Origin of the sequence: Streptomyces sp. NPDC051913, assembly GCF_044593635.1 — a bacterium.
Classification (GTDB): Bacteria; Actinomycetota; Actinomycetes; order Streptomycetales; family Streptomycetaceae; genus Streptomyces.
Genome location: NZ_JBIUCI010000012.1, coordinates 115,999 through 134,153, shown reverse-complemented (window position 1 = coordinate 134,153; position 18,155 = coordinate 115,999). Strand labels below are relative to the sequence as shown.

The 18,155-nt window shown below is 73.8% G+C and carries 14 protein-coding genes; 10 read left to right on the top strand and 4 right to left on the bottom strand.

Translation table 11 applies throughout. From position 1 onward, the window contains the following. Window positions 1–24: 24 nt before the first annotated feature. Complete coding sequence (locus ACIHIX_RS31860; RefSeq protein WP_399962227.1) at window positions 25–1,884, bottom strand: serine/threonine-protein kinase; 1,860 nt, start codon at window positions 1,882–1,884, stop codon at window positions 25–27. Window positions 1,885–2,119: 235 nt separating this feature from the next. Between ACIHIX_RS31860 and ACIHIX_RS31855 the strand changes: the two genes are divergently transcribed. The 4 genes from ACIHIX_RS31855 (at window position 2,120) to ACIHIX_RS31840 (ending at window position 5,326) form a co-directional block, all read left to right on the top strand. After that, window positions 2,120–2,752 carry a DUF6629 family protein gene (locus ACIHIX_RS31855; RefSeq protein WP_399962225.1) on the top strand — a complete coding sequence of 211 codons (633 nt, stop codon included), beginning with the start codon at window positions 2,120–2,122 and terminating at the stop codon, window positions 2,750–2,752. A gap of 63 nt (window positions 2,753–2,815) precedes the next feature. Beyond that, on the top strand, window positions 2,816–3,442 hold the full coding sequence (locus ACIHIX_RS31850; protein WP_399962223.1) for a hypothetical protein: 627 nt from the start codon (window positions 2,816–2,818) through the stop codon (window positions 3,440–3,442). Between the two features lie 71 nt (window positions 3,443–3,513). Beyond that, entirely contained in the window at window positions 3,514–4,236 is a 723-nt protein-coding gene (locus tag ACIHIX_RS31845; protein ID WP_399962221.1) for a DUF1775 domain-containing protein, read from the top strand. Between the two features lie 118 nt (window positions 4,237–4,354). Next, window positions 4,355–5,326 carry an NAD(P)-dependent alcohol dehydrogenase gene (locus ACIHIX_RS31840; protein WP_399962219.1) on the top strand — a complete coding sequence of 324 codons (972 nt, stop codon included), beginning with the start codon at window positions 4,355–4,357 and terminating at the stop codon, window positions 5,324–5,326. 9 nt (window positions 5,327–5,335) lie between these two features. On the opposite strand, the gene ACIHIX_RS31835 is transcribed toward ACIHIX_RS31840, so the two are convergent. Next, a complete protein-coding gene (locus ACIHIX_RS31835; protein ID WP_399962218.1) occupies window positions 5,336–5,857 on the bottom strand; it encodes a MarR family winged helix-turn-helix transcriptional regulator in 522 nt (173 codons plus the stop codon). Window positions 5,858–5,897: 40 nt separating this feature from the next. Between ACIHIX_RS31835 and ACIHIX_RS31830 the strand changes: the two genes are divergently transcribed. Together ACIHIX_RS31830 and ACIHIX_RS31825 are read left to right on the top strand one after the other, a co-directional pair. After that, complete coding sequence (locus ACIHIX_RS31830; protein ID WP_399962216.1) at window positions 5,898–6,812, top strand: DMT family transporter; 915 nt, start codon at window positions 5,898–5,900, stop codon at window positions 6,810–6,812. After that, window positions 6,809–7,642 carry a class I SAM-dependent methyltransferase gene (locus ACIHIX_RS31825; RefSeq protein ID WP_399962213.1) on the top strand — a complete coding sequence of 278 codons (834 nt, stop codon included), beginning with the start codon at window positions 6,809–6,811 and terminating at the stop codon, window positions 7,640–7,642. The genes ACIHIX_RS31830 and ACIHIX_RS31825 overlap by 4 nt, the downstream gene beginning before the upstream one ends. 397 nt (window positions 7,643–8,039) lie before the next feature. On the opposite strand, the gene ACIHIX_RS31820 is transcribed toward ACIHIX_RS31825, so the two are convergent. Next, window positions 8,040–9,206 (bottom strand): serine hydrolase domain-containing protein, encoded by a 1,167-nt coding sequence (locus ACIHIX_RS31820; RefSeq protein WP_399962211.1) that lies wholly within the window; start codon window positions 9,204–9,206, stop codon window positions 8,040–8,042. Between the two features lie 108 nt (window positions 9,207–9,314). Next, complete coding sequence (locus ACIHIX_RS31815; protein ID WP_399962209.1) at window positions 9,315–10,544, bottom strand: PP2C family protein-serine/threonine phosphatase; 1,230 nt, start codon at window positions 10,542–10,544, stop codon at window positions 9,315–9,317. Between the two features lie 145 nt (window positions 10,545–10,689). Here ACIHIX_RS31815 and ACIHIX_RS31810 point away from each other — a divergent pair, with 145 nt between their 5' ends. The 4 genes from ACIHIX_RS31810 to ACIHIX_RS31795 all read left to right on the top strand — a co-directional run bounded on the left by ACIHIX_RS31810 (window position 10,690) and on the right by ACIHIX_RS31795 (window position 18,150). Then, the gene (locus ACIHIX_RS31810) at window positions 10,690–11,796 is read left to right on the top strand and encodes a serine hydrolase domain-containing protein (protein WP_399962207.1); all 1,107 of its coding nucleotides are present in this window, start codon (window positions 10,690–10,692) and stop codon (window positions 11,794–11,796) included. Between the two features lie 109 nt (window positions 11,797–11,905). Beyond that, window positions 11,906–14,404 (top strand): SpoIIE family protein phosphatase, encoded by a 2,499-nt coding sequence (locus tag ACIHIX_RS31805; protein ID WP_399962205.1) that lies wholly within the window; start codon window positions 11,906–11,908, stop codon window positions 14,402–14,404. Window positions 14,405–14,533: 129 nt separating this feature from the next. Continuing rightward, a complete protein-coding gene (locus ACIHIX_RS31800; protein ID WP_399962203.1) occupies window positions 14,534–17,209 on the top strand; it encodes a SpoIIE family protein phosphatase in 2,676 nt (891 codons plus the stop codon). A 131-nt stretch (window positions 17,210–17,340) separates the two neighbouring features. Next, complete coding sequence (locus ACIHIX_RS31795) at window positions 17,341–18,150, top strand: chitosanase (RefSeq protein ID WP_399962201.1); 810 nt, start codon at window positions 17,341–17,343, stop codon at window positions 18,148–18,150. The last annotated feature ends 5 nt before the right edge of the window (window positions 18,151–18,155 follow it).

The following is an 18,155-nucleotide window of genomic DNA, read 5'->3' as shown; positions in this document are numbered from 1 at the left end:
CGCGCTCGTGGCTCCGCTACTTCTTCACGCCTTGCGCCAGACCGTCGTGTCCACCTGGACGAAGCTCAACCCCGGCTTGTCCCACAGCGCGGTCGACTTCACCTGGATCACCATCAGCGCGATGTCACCCGAGGGGTGCTGGATGCAGAACTCGCTGCCCGCCGCCGACGCGGCCAGCGAGAAGTTGTGGAACTCCTTGCCCTTGGCGCCGCTGAGCATGAACTTGCAGTCTTCGTAGGTGTTGCCCGGATCGCCGAACATCTGGACGATCGAGCTCTTGTCGCTCTCCAGCGCGCAGCCGATCTCCTTGCAGGTGAAGCGGATGTCGCCCTTGCGGTCGTCGCGGATCTCCGGCCGCTCGCCGCTGTGGAGGTACAGGGAGTTCTTCTCGTCCAGGTTCATGGGCGAGAACCCCGGGATCGCCTGCGGCTGCTGGTCCGCACTCGCCTCGGCGCCCGCCGCATCCCCGGCTCCGTCACCCACTGCCGCGTCGGCCACGTCCGCAGAGCCGTCCGCCGCTGTCGACGAGGACGCCGACGACCGTCGGGATCCGGTGGGTTCCGGTGTCGAGGACGTGCTCGTGCCCCCGTCGCGAGCCTCGGCGTCCCCGCTCTTGGCCCGCCACACCAGTCCCGTCACCAGCAGCGCCGACGCGGTCACGACGGCCGCCGCGATCAGTGCCGTACGTCTGCGCCGAGCCCGCCCCTGGTCCGGCGCCGTCGGCGTGGACGGCCGCACCGGGGCGATCAGCGGCTGCCGCTGTGCCAGGGAACCGGCGGCGGGCGCCGAGGCGGGCCCGGACGCCGACACCAGGGTCGGCTCCGGTGCCGAGAGCTGCGCCCAGGCGGAGTGGGGGGCGGGGGCCGACGCCGCGTCCGCACCAGCGTCTCCCTCCGCAGCCGCGGCCGGCCCGGGAGCGGGAGACGGAGCCTGGGCCACGGTGGCATCGGCGACCGGTGCCTGTAGCGCCGTGGGGTCGGGGACCGGCGCCGGGGCCGGCACCTCCGGGCCCGTGATCTCCCGCCACACCGCCGGTCCGCCGCCCGCGTCGGCGTCGCGGCCCAGCCGCTGCCGGCACCACTCGACGACCTCGGCCGCGGTGATGCGGTCCTTCGGATCGGCGGCGAGGCACCGCGCGATCAGCGGCCGGATCGGTTCGGGCAGACCGGACAGGTCGGGCGCCGCGTGCACGATCCGGTACAGGACGGTGGCGGAGGGGCCGTTGCCGTACAGCGGCGTGCCGAGGGCGGCGAAGGCCGCCGTCTGGCCGAGCGCGAAGATGTCGGTGGCCGCCGTGATCTCGGTGGCGAGCGCCTGTTCGGGGGCCATGAACTGGGGTGTGCCGATGGCGGCGCCCGTGGTGGTGTGCGCGGTCAGATCGGCGGCCAGGGAGATGCCGAAGTCGATGACGCGGGGACCGTCGGCGGCCAGCAGCACGTTCGACGGTTTGAGGTCCCGGTGCACGATGCCGACCCCGTGGATCGCCTGGAGCGCCTCGGCCACACCCGCCATCAGCCACAGCACCGCCGGGACCGGCAGCGGCCCGCGCCGGTGGACGGCCTCCGCGAGGGAGGGCCCGGGGACGTAGAGCGTGGCCAGCCAGGGCGGTGTGCCGTCGGCGTCGGCGTCGAGGAGTTCCGCGGTGTAGGCGCCCCTGACCTGCTGGGCCGCGTTGATCTCCCGGCGGAAGCGACGGCGGAAGTCGGGATTGTCGGCGAGTTCGGGCCGTACGACCTTGATGGCGACCGGCCGGCCGCCCTGGGTGTGCGACAGATAGACCCGCCCCATGCCGCCCGCGCCGAGCCGCGCGGCAAGCCGGTAGCCGGCCACCTGTAGCGGATCGTCCCCCTGTAGTGGCTGGAACGCCTCGGACGCGTCGTTCATCGGCCCCCGTCCCCCCTGCTCCCCTGGTTGTCGTGTCGGCCGGCGTCTGTTTGACGGTTTGACCAACGGCAGAAGCCTAAGGGGTGTCCGGGGCGTTCTGATCAGGACCCTTCTCCCTGTGCCCGTCCCCGCTCCGGCGGCCCGCCCCCGTGTCCTCCCGGACGTCGGCCGGCACCGACGTAACGTGGTGGGCGGTCACGACGGGTGGCCGCGGTCCAAGGCCCCGGGTGGCGTGATGTGTTGGAGTGCGACGGCCGACCTGGTGGCCGGTACGGCGGTCTCGGCGGTCGGCGTCGCCTGTCTGGCGCGGGTGCGCGATCCGCGCGATGTCCCGCTGGCCGGACTTCCGTTGTTGCTCGGGGCGCATCAGGTCGTCGAGGCGCTGGTGTGGAACTCCGGTGGCGGCAGCGGGACGGCGACGGTGGTGTGGGCCGTCATCGCGCTGCCCGTGCTGGCTTTCGGCGTGCCGGTGGCCGTGTGGTGCGCGGCCACGCCGCGGGCCCGGCGCCGGTTGGCGGTGCCGCTGGTGGCCGGGGCCGTGACGGCCGCGGCGCTCGCGCAGGCCCTGGTCTCCGGGCCGGTGACGGCGGAGATCCGCGGGCACACCATGGGCTATTCGATCGGGCTGCCCCACACCCCGCTGCTCATCGCCGGGTATCTGCTGGCGACCGTGGGCTCGCTGCTGCTCTCCGGCGACCGGCGGCTGTTCGTGCTGGGGCTGCTGATGGGCGGGGGTGCGCTGGTCTGCTCGGCGCTGTGGCGGCTGGAGTTCGTCTCGACCTGGTGCGCGCTGGCCGCCCTGTGCTCGGTGGTGCTGCTCGGCTGGGTGCGTTCCCGGTCTCGAGGGGCGGTGGAGGTTTCCCTCTGAGGCCGTCGATCTTTCCCGAGCGGCCTGCGCTCCGCGCCTCCCGTGAGCCAGGATGAGCGGGTCATGAACCCGCACGTCGTGAACCGCCGAGCACCCCTGCCCGTCCTGCGGGCCGCGGTGTTCGCCGTCGTCGGCTCCGTGCTGGGGGTGAGCGCCCACCATCTGCTCGGTGCGGAGTCCGTGCCGTGGGCGCGGGGGGCGACCGTGGCCGCCGGGCTCTTCGGCCTGGGGCTGGTCGGCGTGCGCCGGCCGCGGCATGTGGGCACGGTCGTGGTGTGCAGCGTGGCGGGGCAGTCGGGGCTGCATCTGTGGCTGACGCTCACCGCGCACACACCGCGGGCGCACGTCCACCACCACGGCCACACGATGGTGCGGGAGGAGCCGCTGCACGGCTCCGTGGCCATGACGGCGGCCCACGCCCTGGTCGCCGTACTCGTCGCGGTGCTGCTGCACCGTGCGGACGTGGCCTGTTGGACGCTGGCCCGGGGCGTGGACACGGTGCTGGGCTCGGTGCGAGGCCATGTGGCCGCCGCGCGGGCGCTGTTCACCCGGCCACAGCCGGCCGGGCGGCTCGGTGTACCGGTTCCGTGCACGGCGGAGGACGCGCGGACGGCGCCCACGGGGACCGTTCTCGCGTACGCGGTGGTGCGGCGGGGGCCGCCGCGGGGTCGGGCAGCTCTCGTCACCTGACCCGATCGGGGCGCCTGTTCGGCTCTCGCCGTACGGCGGCCCCGTCCTACCCCCATGCCTGGAGACACCCAATGTCCCGCATCACCCGCCGTCTGACCGTCGCCGTGGCCGCGGCGGCAACCGCCGTACTGTGCACCGCCGTTCCGGCCGCCGCCCATGTGGAGGTCGAGTCGGACGACGCGCAGGCGCTCGCCCGGAACGCCGAACTCACCTTCACCGCCGAGTCGGAGTCCGCCACCGCCGGGATATCCCAGATCCGGGTGGTCCTGCCGGACGGCATCGCCCCGTCCGACGTCACCTACGAAGACGGCCCCGAGGGCTGGAAGTTCAGCGCGACCGACGACGGCTACACCGTGAAGGGCGCGGCCCTGAAGGTGGGCGCCGACGCCGAGTACTCCGTCGTCGTACGGCAGTTGCCGGACGCGAAGGAGCTGGCGTTCAAGACGCTCCAGACATACGGCGACGGCAAGGTGGACCGCTGGATCGAGCTGGACGAGTCCGGCGACGACGACGGACACGGCCACGCGGAGGGCAACCCGGCGCCGGTGCTGGAGCTGAAAGCCGCCGCGCCGGGCGCGACGCCGGTCGGCCCGTCGCCCAGCGTCTCCGAGAGCGCGTCGGCGACACCGACCGCCGAGGAGACCGACGCCTCGCCGACCCCGCAGGCGGCCGACGCCGAGCAGGACGACGACGGCGGTCTGTCGGCCGGGGCGTGGATCGCCGTCGCGGTGGTGCTGGTCGTGGCGGTGGCCGTCGTGTTCGCCGTACGCCGCAGGAACGGCGCCCGGCAGTAAGCAGGGGCGGCGCCCGGCAGAAGGCGAGGGCGCCGGTGTCGCGGGGGCTGGTCAGTCGCGCGGTTCGCCGGGACCATCCGGGAGGACACCGTCGAACCGGCGCGGAGGAGTGCCCCCGATGAAGGCCATCGTCCAGTACGCGTACGGCTCCACCGATTCACTGCAACTGCGGGACGTCGAGCGTCCCGTGCCCCGTGACGACGAGGTGCTCGTGGAGGTGCGGGCCGCGGGCGTCGACCCCAGCGTGTGGCATCTGATGACGGGCCGGCCCTACATCGCCCGGCTCAGTCCCGAGCTGGGGCTTCGGCGCCCCGCCCATGTCGTGCGCGGCTGGGACGCGGCCGGCCGGGTGGCGGCGGTCGGGGAGAAGGTGACCGGGTTCAAGCCGGGGGACGAGGTGTTCGGGCAGTGCGACGGCTCCTTCGCCGAGTACGCGCGCGCCAGGCCCGATCAGCTCGCCGCGATGCCGGCGGGCCTGTCCTTCGTCCAGGCCGCCGCCCTGCCGGTCTCCGGCATCACCGCGCTCCAGGCCCTGGATCTGGCGCTCCCGGCCCCCGGCCGGCGGGTGCTGGTGATCGGCGCCTCGGGCGGTGTGGGCACCTTCGCCGTGCAGCTCGCCGCGCACTACGGTGCCGAGGTCACCGGGGTGTGCGGTCCCGGCGCGGCCGATCTGGTCGGATCGCTGGGCGCCACCGACGTCATCGACTACACCCGGGAGGACATCACCGCCCGCGCCGTCCGCTACGACCTAGTCATCGACGCCGCCGGCAACCGTTCCCTGTCCCGGTTGCGCCGGGTCCTGGCCCCGCGCGGCACGGTCCTCTTCGTCGGCGGCGAGGACGGCGGGCCGGTGCTGGGCGGCCTGGACCGCCAGGTGCGCGGTCTGGTGCTGTCCCTCTTCGTGGGGCAGCGCCTGCGCCCGGTCTTCGCCCGTACCCGGCAACCGGACCTGCTGAGGCTCAAGGCCCTGGCGGAGACGGCGGCGATCGCCCCGGTGATCGACCGGACCTATCCCCTGGACGACGCCGTGGCCGCCGTACGGCATCTGGAGAGCGGTCATCCGCGCGGAAAGCTCGTCGTCACCGTCTGAGCGGCTCGGTCAGCCCGGCGTCGGGGGTTCCAGGCGGGAGAGCCAGGTGGTGAGCAGTTGCTCCAGGGTCTCGGCCTCGGTGGGTGTCAGCAGGTCCAGCAGTCGGCGTTCGTTGTGCATGTGGTCGGTGAAGGCCTGGTCGACCAGGGCGCGACCGGGGTCGGTGAGGGCGACGATCCGGCCGCGCTGGTCGTCGGCGGAGCGGCGGCGGGTGACGAGGCCGGCCCGCTCCAGCCGGTCGATCCGCTTCGTCATCGCGCCGGTGGTGACCATGGTGTGCGCGGCGAGCTCGCCGGGCGCCCGCTCATAGGGCGCACCGGCCCGGCGCAGGGCGCACAGGACGTCGAACTCCCCCTCGCCGAGGCCGTAGCGGCCGTAGACGAGCACGAGCTCCTCGGTGAGCCGGTCGGCGAGCCGGTGCAGCCGGCCGATCACGCCCTGCGGACCGACGTCCAGATCGGGGCGCTCGCGGCGCCAGTCGGCCTGGATACGGGCTACGCGGTCCGGCGGCTGCCGGTCTTCCGTGGACATGCATCCCACTTTAGCTTCCCGGGAAGTTATATTAGCTTCCATGGAAGCTAATACGCGGTGGGTGGCGCTGACCGCGGTGGCGCCGGTGGCCTGGGGCACCAACTACTACGTCACCCATGAGTTCCTGCCGACGGACCGGCCGCTGTACGGGGCCGCCCTGCGGGCGCTGCCGGCCGGCCTGGTCCTGCTGGCCCTCGCCCGGCAGCGACCACGCGGGGTGTGGTGGTGGCGGTCGGCGGTGCTCGGGCTGCTCAACGTGAGCGTGTTCTTCGTCCTCGTCTACGCCGCCTCGCAACTGCTCCCGACGAGCGTGGCCTCGACCGTCATGGCCGTGTCCCCGCTGACGATGATGCTCATCGCCTGGCCCCTGGTCGCCGAGCGGCCCGGCGCCGCCCCTCTCACCGGCGCCGCCGTCGGACTCGCCGGGGTCTGTCTGATGCTGTTCACCGGCGCGGACGGGGTGAGCGTGCCGGGGATGCTCGCGTCCGGCGGGGCGATGCTGGTGTCGGCCTTCGGCCACATCCTGACCAAGCGGTGGAACGCGGGCGGCGCGGTGCTCGCCTCGACCGCCTGGCAGCTGACCGCCGGGGCGCTGCTCCTGCTGCCGGTCGCGGCGGCCGTGGAGGGTCCGCCGCCCGCCCTGTCCGCTTCGGCGCTGCTGGCCTTCACCTACGTCTCCGTCGTCGCCACGGCACTGGCCTTCACCGTGTGGTTCGCCGGCCTACGGCGACTGCCGGCGGGGACGGTCGGTCTGATCGGGCTGCTCAACCCGGTGACCGGGGTGCTGCTCGGCACGGCGCTCGCGGGCGACGCGCTGACCGTCCGGCAGGTGTGCGGGCTGCCGCTGGTGCTGCTCGGCGTCGTGCTCGGCCGCCCGGGACGCGCGCGGCCCGGCCGCTCGGCCGGTGCCGGCCGCCTGCAACGCCCCGTGAAACGGAGCAAGGTGGAGGGGTGAGCGAACGACGCTTCGACGTGTGGACCGCCGGCGACGCCTACGAGCGGTACATGGGCCGGTGGAGCCGGCTGGTCGCCGACGAGTTCGTCGGCCTCCTGGACCGTCCGCCCGGGGACCGGTGGCTGGACATCGGCTGCGGGTCGGGGGCGCTCACCTCCACGGTGGCCGTACGGTGCCGGCCCGGCGCCCTGCTGGGCGTGGAGCGGTCCGCCGGCTTCGCGGCGACGGCGCGCACGTCCGCTCCCCCGCCGACGTGGGTCGCCGTGGCGGACGCCCGGGCGCTGCCGGTACGGGACGCGGTGTTCGACGTGGCCGTCAGCGGTCTGGTGCTGAACTTCCTGCCCGCGCCCGGCGTCGCGCTGGCGGAGGCGGTGCGTGGGGTGCGGCCGGGCGGCGTGGTCGCCGCCTATGTGTGGGACTACGCCGAGGGCATGGGCTTCCTGCGCCACTTCTGGGCCGCCGCCACTGCGGTCGACCCGTCGGCCCGGGCCCACGACGAGAGCCGGCGCTTCCCGCTCTGCCGGCCGCCCGCACTGCGTGCCCTGTGGAGCGAGGCAGGGCTGACCGAGGTCACGGTCGCACCGATCGGGATCCCGACCCTGTTCGCCCACTTCGACGACCTGTGGACCCCGTTCCTGTCCGGCCAGGGCCCGGCCCCCGGCTATGTCGCCGCCCTCTCCCCCGACCGCCGCGAGCAGCTGCGCCGGACGCTGCGCGAACGGGTGCCGACGCGGGCCGACGGGACGATCCCGCTGACGGCTCGCGCCTGGGCGGTACAGGGGCGCAGGCCCACGACCTCAGCGCGCCGGGCGGGCCGGACGCGTCGGTGACGGTGACGCACCCGCCGTCGAGAGGTCGACGCCCTCACAGCGCGGGAAGTGGCTCACCGAGACGCGGCTCGCGCCGCTCCGTCAGCCAGAAGAGATACCCCCGCAGATAGGTCTCCAGGCGTGGACCTGTGCGCGTCCGGCCCACCACTCGCGCACCGCCCGCGGTGTCCAGTGCCGGTCGCCGTCCCAGGCGTAACCCCCCATCGGCTCGTCCCGGGCCATCCGCACCAGCCCCGCAACCTCACGGGGGTTGGCGGGTTGACGGTGGACGAACTCATGGCCCAGGTCGCTGGAGAGCACGTGCTCGGTGGGTCCCAGTAGGGCAGGTCCTGCCAGGGCCCTTCCGACGGGCAGGGCATGTGCCTTTCCGCCCTGCCCGTCCGCTCCGCGCGGGCCGTCAGGGATGCCGCAGCAGTGCGCAGACGAGGTTCTCCTCCAGCTCGCGCATCCGCTCCACCTGGGCGGGGTCGGTCGCCTTGTTGATCTGCGTGGTGGCGGAGAACGTCAGCGAGCGGCGGCCGTCCGGGCTGGCCGCGACGAGCTGGGTGTAGCCGAGGGTGTTGCCGGTGTGGCCGTACACGGCACCGCACCGGGTGTCGTACCGGAAGAGCGCGAGGCCCGCCCGGTTGTGTCCGGGCCCGGCGGGTTCGGAGGCGCCCTCGATCCACCGGCGCTGCGCGTGGATCATGCGTCCGCCGTAGAGCGCGCCGCCGACGTAGCCGCGGATGAAGCGGTTCATGTCGGCCGGCGTGGAGACGATGCCTCCGGAGGCCCACACACCGGACATGCCGAGGACCTCGCTGACGTCCTCCGGCGCGGCCGGCGGGTCCACCGCGTAGCCGTGCATGTACGGCTTGGGCATCCGGTAGCCCTGCGGGAGGCTGGTGCGGTGGAGGCCGAGCGGCCGGTAGACGAGTTCACGCAGGAGGCTTTCGTACCGGGTCCCGGTCGCCGCCTCCGCCATCAGCGCCACGGCGATGTTGTCCGAGTTGGAGTACTGGTAGCGGCTGCCGGGGGCGAAGCGGAGCGGCTTGTCGGCCACGTAGTCGAGCAGGCGGCGGGAGTCGAAGTGGTGCCGTGGGTCGGCGCGGATCTCGTCCCGGAACGCGGTGCTCTCCGAGTAGTCCGGCAGCCCGCTGGTGTGCTGGAGCAGCTGGCGCAGGGTCACCGCGCCCCAGGCGGCGGGCAGCCGGGGCAGCCGGTTCGCCAGGGTGTCGTCCAGGTCGAGGGCGCCGCGGTCGGCCAGTGCCAGGGCGACGGCCCCGCTGTAGGCCTTCGCCGTACTGGCGATGCGCATGTGGTCGTCGGGGCGGGGCGGGCGGCCGGTGCGCAGGTCGGCGGCGCCGGCGGTGAGAACGCGGGTCTTCCTGCCGTAGTCGAGGACGGCGATGACGGCGGGTGGGCCGCCGGGGCTGTGGACGAACCGGTCGAGCTGCTCCTGGAGTCGGTGGTCGTCACCGCCTCGCGGGGCGGCGGACGCGGGGCCGGCGGCGGTGACGGGGGTCAGTACGGCCACGCAGAGCGCGGCGACGGAGGCGGCGCGCAGGGCGGAGGTCAGAGGCATCAAGGGCTCCCGGGAGTGGGCTGGGCTGCGGTCCAGCCTGTCCGGCCCCACCTGTGGCCTGCCCCTTGTGCTGCTGCATCCGGCCCAGTGGGTCTCCGCCCCGCTCTCTCACAGCCGTACGACGATCAACGCCGTGTCGTCCGTCGCTCCTTCCGGCGGCAGCAGTTCCAGCAGCACCGCGTCCGCCATCGGTTCGGGTTCGGCCTTGCGGTGCCGGGTGAGGGAGTCCGCCAGCCGGGCGAGGCCGATGTCGATGTCCTCGCGGCGGCGCTCCACCAGTCCGTCGGTGTAGAGGACCAGCGTGTCGCCCGTGCTGAAGCCGGCGGTCGCCTCGGGGCGCGGGACGGGGGCGGGGCTGGCGTCCAGCGGCGGATCGGTGGCCCCGTCGAGGAACTCCACCCGGCCGTCGGCGTGGACGAGGGCCGGCGGGGGATGGCCGGCGCTGCTGTAGGTGATCGTGCGGGCGTCGAAGTCGACGAAGGTGGTGACCACGGTCGCGGACTCGGCACCCGGGACGACGTTGGCGTACCGGCCGAGGACGTCGAGGGCCTGCGCGGGCCCGTCGGCGACCCGGGAGGCGGCGCTCAGCGCGCTGCGCAGCTGGCCCATCACGCAGGACGCGGCCAGTCCGTGCCCCACCACGTCGCCGACCGCCACACAGATGCGGTCGCCGCCGATCCGGTCCACGAGGTCGTACCAGTCGCCGCAGACGTTCAACGCGCCGACGGCGGGCCGGTAGCGTACGGCCGCCCGGTGGTCGCGCACCTGGCGCGGCGCCGGGAGCATCGCCTCCTGGAGGGCCAGGGCGACCTCGCGCTCGCGCGCGTGGGCCTTTCTCAGCCGTTCGTTGACCTCCTGCAACTCCCTGGCACGGATGTACAGTTCCGCCTCCAGCGCCCGGGCCCGGGTGCCGACGGGGCCGCCGCGGTCACGGATGAACTCGGTGACCTCCTCGACCCGGTGCACGAGCAGCACGACCTCGCCGTCCGGGCCGAACACGGGGGCGTTGATCGGACTCCAGTAGCGCTCCTCCCACTGTCCCGGCTCGTCCAGGGAGTGCACGTCGTAGCGCTGCACGGCCATGGTGTCGCGCTCACCGGTGGTCAGGACGCGCTGGAGGGAGGCCGCGAGGTTGCGCATGCCGGAGGCGGCCGGGTCGCCGGGGTTGTCGGGGAAGACGTCGAAGAGGTAGCGGCCGACGAGTTGTTCCCGGCTGCGTCCGGACATGCGGACGAACTCCTCGTTGGCGTCCACGTACACCAGCCCGGGGGTCAGCACCGCCACCATGCCGGGCAGCGCCTGGAACACCGCCGCGTAGTCGATCCCAGCGTCCGCCATGGCTCTGCCGCCTCACTGCCGATATCGCCTCACTTCCCACGATATGAGCCACGGCCGCCGTTTCCCCGCCGACCGCTCGCTCCGCCCCGCCTTCGCCCGGAAATTCGGTTGCCCGCGGCCCCTCGTCCGGCGCTAGATTCCGCCCATGGCAGACATCCAGGGCTCGTACGACGATCTGTTCACGGCCGTGCCCAATGCGCTGGCCGCTTTCCTCGACGAGGGGGACACCGGCGGCTCGGCCGCGGTCTTCGTGGACGGCGAGGCCGTGCTGGACGTGTGGGGCGGATACGCGGACGCCGCCCGGACCAGGCCCTGGGAGCGCGACACGGTCGTGAACGTCTTCTCGGTGACCAAGACGATGACGGCCCTCGCCGCCCTGGTCCTGGTGGACCGGGACGAGCTCGACCTGGACGCGCCCGTGGCCCGGTACTGGCCGGAGTTCGCCGCCGCGGGCAAGGACAAGGTGCTCGTACGGCATCTGCTGTCGCACACCGCGGGCCTGCCCGACTACGACGGCCCCCTCGCCGAGATCTACGACTGGCCCGCCGTCACCGCCCGGCTCGCGGCGCTGGCCCCGCAGTGGGAGCCGGGAACCGCGGCCGGCTACCACTCCCTCACCCAGGGCTTCCTGGTGGGCGAGGTGGTCCGCCGGATCACGGGCCGCACCCTGGGCACGTTCTTCGCCGAGGAGGTGGCCGGGCCCCTCGGCGCCGACTTCCGGATCGGTCTGGGCCCGCGGGACGACCACCGCGTGGCGCTCGCCGTCCCGCCGCCGTCGCACGACGAGGACTACACGGCGAGCGCCCCGAACGCGGACCCGAAGCCCGCCACCGCGACCGCGCTGCGGGTCCGGGACGCCAACAGCCTGGCCTGGCGCCGGGCCGAGATCCCGGCGGCGAACGGCTACGGCAACGCCCGGTCCGTCGCCCTCGTGCAGTCGGCGATGGCGTGCGGGGGCACGGTCGGCGGGGTGCGGCTGCTGTCCCCTGCGGGGTGCGCACGGGCGTGGGAGGAGCAGTTCGACGGCGCGGACCGCACCCTCGGCATGCCGATGCGCTGGGGCCTGGGCTACGGCCTGTTCGGCACGACGTACGGCTGGGGCGGGTGGGGCGGCTCCCTCGTCATGGTCGATCCCGAGGCCCGGCTGGCGGTGGCGTACGTGACCCACCAGATGCGGGAGCCCGCGGACGACCAGCGGGGCCTGGAGATCGTGTCGGCGGCCTACGAGGGGCTCCAGGGGCTGCGCGCCTGACACCGCGTGCCACTCTCGTCCCTGGTCGCCGTCCGGGTGCGCCGCACGCCTTCCGTGGCGCATTCTTGCTGTGTCGCCCGAGCGGCGGCACAGCGACGAGGCAGGGCCGATGACTGGGAGCGGCGAGGACACGCACCGGACGCCGGGACCGCTGGCCGCACTGCTGATCGACGCCTCGACGGAGGCGATCGGCGCGGCCGGGGGACACGCCGGCGGTATCTACCTGCGCTCGCACACCCCGGGGATGCTGCGGCTGGCCGTGGTCGCCGGACTGCCGGGGCCGCTGTTCCGGCCCTGGTGGCGGCTGCACGCCGACCGGCCGTTCCCCGTCGCCGACGCCTACCGGCTCGGGGTGCACGTGGTGCTGCCGAACGCCACGGAGACGATGCGCCGCTATCCGCAGTTCGCGGCGGGGCTGCCGTTCCAGTTCGGTTCGCTGTACGTGCCGGTCGTGGGCGCGTCGTCGACGTACGGCGTGCTGACCGTGCTGCGGCCCGCGGCGGCCGACGCGACCGAGGTGCTGACCGCGCGGGAGCGGCTGACGCGGGTCGCCGAGGAACTGGCCGCCCACCTGGATGGCCACCCGGGACCGGTCGCCTGGGACGGCGAGCCCCTGTGCGTGCGGCCGCCGGCCGTGCACCCGTCCGTGGGGCGGCTCGGCCGGTTCGCCTGGGACCCGGCGACCGGCGTGGTCACCGCCGACGCGCCGCTGCACGCCCTGCTGGGGGTGGCGCCGACGGAGTTCGCCGGCACCGTCCGGGCACTCGCGGACGCGGTCTCCCCCGTGGACGCGGAGCGGGTGCTGGCCGCGCTCCAGGAGACCGCCGCGAACCGGCCGCCTCCGTCGCTGCCACTGTATGTGCGGGCCCCGGACGGCGGACTGCGGCTGATGGAGTTCTGGACCCCGGACGCCTCGGCCGCCGGGTCCGGCGCACGGCACGTACGCGGGTTCGTCCTCGACCCCGGCCCCTCGGCGGCGGGCGACGCCGCCGCCGACCTGCTGCCGGAGGGTGTGTTCTGCCTGGACCGGCTCGGGCTCGTCGCCTACGCCAATCCGCGCGCCGCCCAGCTGCTGCACCAGCCGCGCGACCTGCTCCTCGGGCGCCCGCTGTGGGACAGCGTGCCGTGGCTGAGCCAGCCCGACTTCGAGGACCATCTGCGCGGTGCCCTGCTCTCCCCCGCCCCGGTGCATCTGCATGTGCGGCGGCCTCCCGACCCCGCGCAGGAATCCTTCGAGGGCGACTGGCTGGCGCTGTCGGTCTATCCCGGCCCGGACGTGCTGACCTGCACCGTCCAGCCGAGCAGCCGGATGTCCGACGCGACCGCGGCAGAGGCGGCGGCCGCCGGCGGGGGTGAGGGCGGTACGTCCGGCGCGTCCTCGCTGGCCCCGCTGTACCGGCCGATCGTCCTCGCCATCGCCCTGACCGAGGCCGTCACCGCCCGCCAGGTCTCCGCCGTGGTCATGCGGGAGCTCCTCCCGGCGTTCGGCGGCCGGCGGCTCGCCCTCTACCTCCTCCAGGACCGGCATCTCTTCCTGGCCTGGGAGTCCGGCTTCCCGCCGGGGTTCCTCGCCCCGTTCGACGGCGTGGGCCTCGACGCGCAGCTGCCCGGCGTCGAGACGCTCACCACCGGCCGGCCGCTCTTCTTCGACTCCATGGAGCAGCTCTCGGCGGCCTACCCCGGCATCGCGCTGGACGCCACGGAGGGCGCGCGCGCCTTCCTGCCGCTGATCGCCTCGGGGCGCCCGGTCGGCTCCTGCATCCTCGGCTTCGACCGGCCGCACAGCTTCAGCGGCGAGGAGCGCTCGGTGCTGACCGCGCTCGCCGGGCTGATCGCGCACGCCATGGAGAAGGCCCAGCGCTACGAGAGCGAGGCCGCGCTCGCCCGCGGGCTCCAGCAGGCGCTGCTGCCCCGGCGGCTGACGGACCATCCGCTGGTGGAGACCGCCGGGCGCTATCTGCCGGGCACCCAGGGCATGGAGGTGGGCGGCGACTGGTACGACGTCGTCGAGTCCGGGGACGGCCTGGCCCTGGTGATCGGGGATGTCCAGGGACACGGTGTGCAGGCCGCCGCGACCATGGGGCAACTGCGCAGCGCGGTCCGGGCGTTCGCGCTCGGCGACCGGCCGCCGGACGAGGTCATGAGCGGGACGAACCATCTGCTCATCGACCTCGATCCCGGTCAGTTCGCCAGTTGCTGCTACATCCGGCTCGACCCGGCCACCGGGCTCGCCCGCGCGGCCAGGGCCGGCCATCCCCCACCCCTGCTGCGCAACCCCGACGGCTCCACCCGCGTCCTCGACCTGCCCGGCGGTGTCGTCCTCGGCGTCGACGCCGGGGCCCGCTACCCGGTCACCGAGTTGCAGGTGGAGCCCGGCGCCGTCCTCGCGCTCTACACCGACGGTCTCGTCGAGCGGCCCGGTGTCGACATCGACGACGGCATCAGCGCCCTGCGGCTGGCCCTGACCCGGGCCGGGAACCCCTCGACCCGCCTCGCGGACCTGGCCGACCGTCTCACCACGGCGGCCCGGCACACCGCGGAGCGGCCGGACGACATCGCCCTGCTGCTGGCGACGCGGCGACCGGAGCGACGGCGGCGGCAGCGATGAGCCGCCGTCACCGGCCTGCCACACACGGGGCGCCGGGAAGTGCGAGGGCCATGCCGAGGTGTCGTGCAGGACGTGTCACGGTGCGTGACGCCTCTCGCCTCCTGGGGCCGTGCAGTGTAGACATGGCACATGGCCCGACTCTCGCAGCGTGACGCAGGCCGGTCGCGGCGCGGGCGGGCGGAGGCGCGGTCGGCGCTGGGCGGACGCAGTGTCGCCTGGCAGGTGTTCGTGCTCCAGGTCGTGATCGTGCTGCTGCTGGTCGTGGCCGCGGTGGTGGCCCTGGTGCTCCAGGTACGGCACGACAGCACGACCGAGGCCCGCAACCGCTCGGTCGCCGTCGCCGAGGCCTTCGCCAACGCGCCGGGCACCCGCGAGGCCCTGGACGACCCCGATCCGACCGCGGTGCTCCAGCCCCGGGCCGAGGCCGCGCGCAAGGCGACCGGCGTGGACTTCATCGTCGTGCTCAACACCGACGGCATCCGCTACACGCACCCCAAACCGGACCGCATCGGGAAGAAGTTCGTCGGCAATCTCGAGCCCGCGCTGGCCGGGCAGGTGGTGATCGAGCAGATCAACGGGACCATCGGGCAGCTGGTGCAGGCGATCGTGCCGATCAAGGACCCGGACGGGAAGGTCGTCGGCGCGGTGTCGGCCGGCATCACCACGGCACACGTGGGCGGGACGGCGGACCAGCAGCTGCCGCTGCTGATCGCGATGGCGGCCGGCGGTCTCGCGGTGGCCACGGCGGGCACGGCACTGGTCAGCAAACGGTTGCAGCGCCAGACGCACGGCCTGGGGCCGCACGAGATGACCCGCATGTACGAACACCACGACGCGGTGCTGCACGCCGTGCGCGAGGGTGTGCTCATCGCGGACGGGGAGGGCAGGCTCCTGCTCGCCAACGACGAGGCGCAGCGGCTGCTGCATCTGCCGGCGGACGCCGAGGGGCGGCTCGTCCTCGACCTGGGTCTGCCGCCGGACACGGCCGATCTGCTGGCCTCCGGGCGGGTCGCGACGGACGAGGTGCACCTGGTCGGCGACCGGCTGCTGGCGGTCAACCAGCGCGCCACCGAGCTGGAGGGCGGCCCGGCGGGCACGGTGGCGACCCTGCGCGACTCCACTGAGCTGCGGGCCCTGTCGGGCCGGGCGGAGACGGCGCGGGAGCGGCTGAACATGCTCTACGACGCCGGGGTGGGCATCGGCACCAGCCTGGACGTGACGCGGACCGCCGAGGAGCTGGCGGAGCTGGTCGTGCCGCGGTTCGCGGACTTCGCCACCGTGGACCTGTTCGACGCGGTACTCGGCGGCGGGCAACCGGAGGCGGGGACCGAACTGCGGCGCACGGCGTTCAGCGGGATCCGCAAGGACGCGCCGCTGTATCCGGTGGGCGAGCGGATGCGGCTGGTGGCGTCGGCCCCGCAGGCCCGCGCCCTGCGTTCCGGTCAGGCGGTCCTGGAGGCCCGGCTGGCCGAGTCGCCGGGGTGGCGGGCCCAGGATCTGGAACGTACCGCGCAGGTCCTGGAGTTCGGCATCCACTCGCTGATCACCGTGCCGCTGCGGGCCGGGGCCCTGGTCCTCGGCGTGGTCAACTTCTGGCGTTCGCAGAAGCCGGAGCCCTTCGACACCGACGAACTCGCCCTGGCGGAGGAGCTGGTGACCCGGGCGGCGGTCTCCATCGACAACGCCCGCCGCTACACCCGCGAGCACACTATGGCGGTCACACTCCAGCGCAGCCTGCTGCCGCGCAACCTGCCCGAGCAGAACGCCCTGGACATCGCCTACCGCTATCTGCCCGCGCAGGCGGGCGTCGGCGGCGACTGGTTCGACGTACTGCCCCTGTCCGGCGCCCGGGTGGCCCTGGTGGTCGGCGACGTCGTCGGTCACGGTCTGTACGCGGCGGCGACGATGGGGCGGCTGCGCACCGCGGTCCACAACTTCTCCGCCCTCGACCTGCCGCCCGACGAACTGCTGGCGCTGCTGGACGAGTTGGTCGGTCGCATCGACCAGGACGAGACCCAGGAGGGCGCCAGCGCCCCCGTCACCGGCGCGACCTGTCTGTACGCCGTCTACGACCCCGTGTCCGGGCGCTGCACGGTCGCCCGCGCCGGACATCCGCCGCCCGCGCTGATCCGCCCCGACGGCAGTGTGGAGTTCCCGGACGTGCCCGCCGGTCCGCCGCTGGGTCTTGGCGGCCTGCCGTTCGAGACCGCCGACCTCGAACTCGCCGAGGGCAGCAGGCTGGTGCTCTACACGGACGGACTGGTCGAGGACCGGGAGCGGGACATCGACGTGGGTCTGGAGCTGCTGGCCGCCGCCCTGGAGCGGGCCGGCGATTCGCCCGAGGAGACCTGCCAGGTCGTGCTCGACTCCAAGCTCACGGCCCGCCCCAGCGACGACATCGCCCTGATCGTGGCCCGCACCCGCGCGCTCGACCCCGGCCGGGTGGCCGAGTGGCAGGTGCCGTCCGAGGCGGCGGAGGTCGGGCGGGTACGGGCCGAGGTCACCCGGCGGTTGACCCAATGGGGCCTGGAGGAGCTGGAGTTCACCACCGAGCTGATCCTGAGCGAGCTCGTGACGAACGCGATCCGCTACGGCGGTGAGCCCATCCGCGTCCGGGTGCTGTACGACCGCACCCTGATCTGCGAGGTCTTCGACAGCAGCAGCACGTCGCCGCATCTGCGCTACGCGGCGATGACGGACGAGGGCGGTCGTGGACTGTTCCTGGTCGCCCAGCTCGCCGAGCGCTGGGGTACGCGGTACACGCCCGAGGGCAAGGTCATCTGGGCGGAGCAGCCGCTGCCGTAACCGGCCGCGTTGTTCATAGGTACGAACCTTTGACGCGATGGGTGTTCCTTGCGCCCCAACTCTGATAGTAAACCTTCCTATCAGTTCACGTACGGCCAACTCGCCACCCCCCACCTCCACTTGGAGCCGCCGTGAAACACCTGTCCCGTCGCGCCCTGCTCGGTCTGATCGGCGCGTCCGCGGTCACCGTCCCCCTGCGCACCTCCGAGGCGACCGCGGCCTGCGCCACCGCGGTCGGACTCGACGACCCGGCGAAGAAGGAGATCGCCATGCAGCTGGTGTCGAGCGCGGAGAACTCCTCGCTCGACTGGAAGGCGCAGTACAAGTACATCGAGGACATCGGCGACGGCCGCGGCTACACCGCGGGCATCATCGGCTTCTGCTCCGGCACCGGCGACATGCTCGACCTCGTCGAGCTGTACACCGACCGCAAGCCCGGCAACGTCCTCGCCCGTTACCTCCCGGCGCTGCGCCAGGTCGACGGCAGCGACTCGCACGCCGGCCTGGACCCGAACTTCCCCGGGGACTGGCGCCGGGCCGCGCAGGACGCGGAGTTCAGGCGGGCCCAGGACGACGAGCGCGACCGCGTGTACTTCAACCCGGCCGTGCGGCAGGGCAAGACCGACGGGCTGCGCGTGCTCGGGCAGTTCGCGTACTACGACGCCATCGTCATGCACGGCGACGGCGGCGACCCGACCAGCTTCCGCAACATCCGGGGGCGGGCGCTGAACCGGGCCCGGCCGCCGGCCCAGGGCGGCGACGAGGTCACCTACCTCAACGCCTTCCTGGACGCCCGGGTGTGGGCCATGAAGCAGGAGGAGGCCCACAGCGACACCAGCCGCGTCGACACGGCCCAGCGGGTGTTCCTGCGCAAGGGCAACCTGAACCTCGACCCGCCGCTGGACTGGAAGGTGTACGGCGACAGTTACCACATCGGCTGACCGGC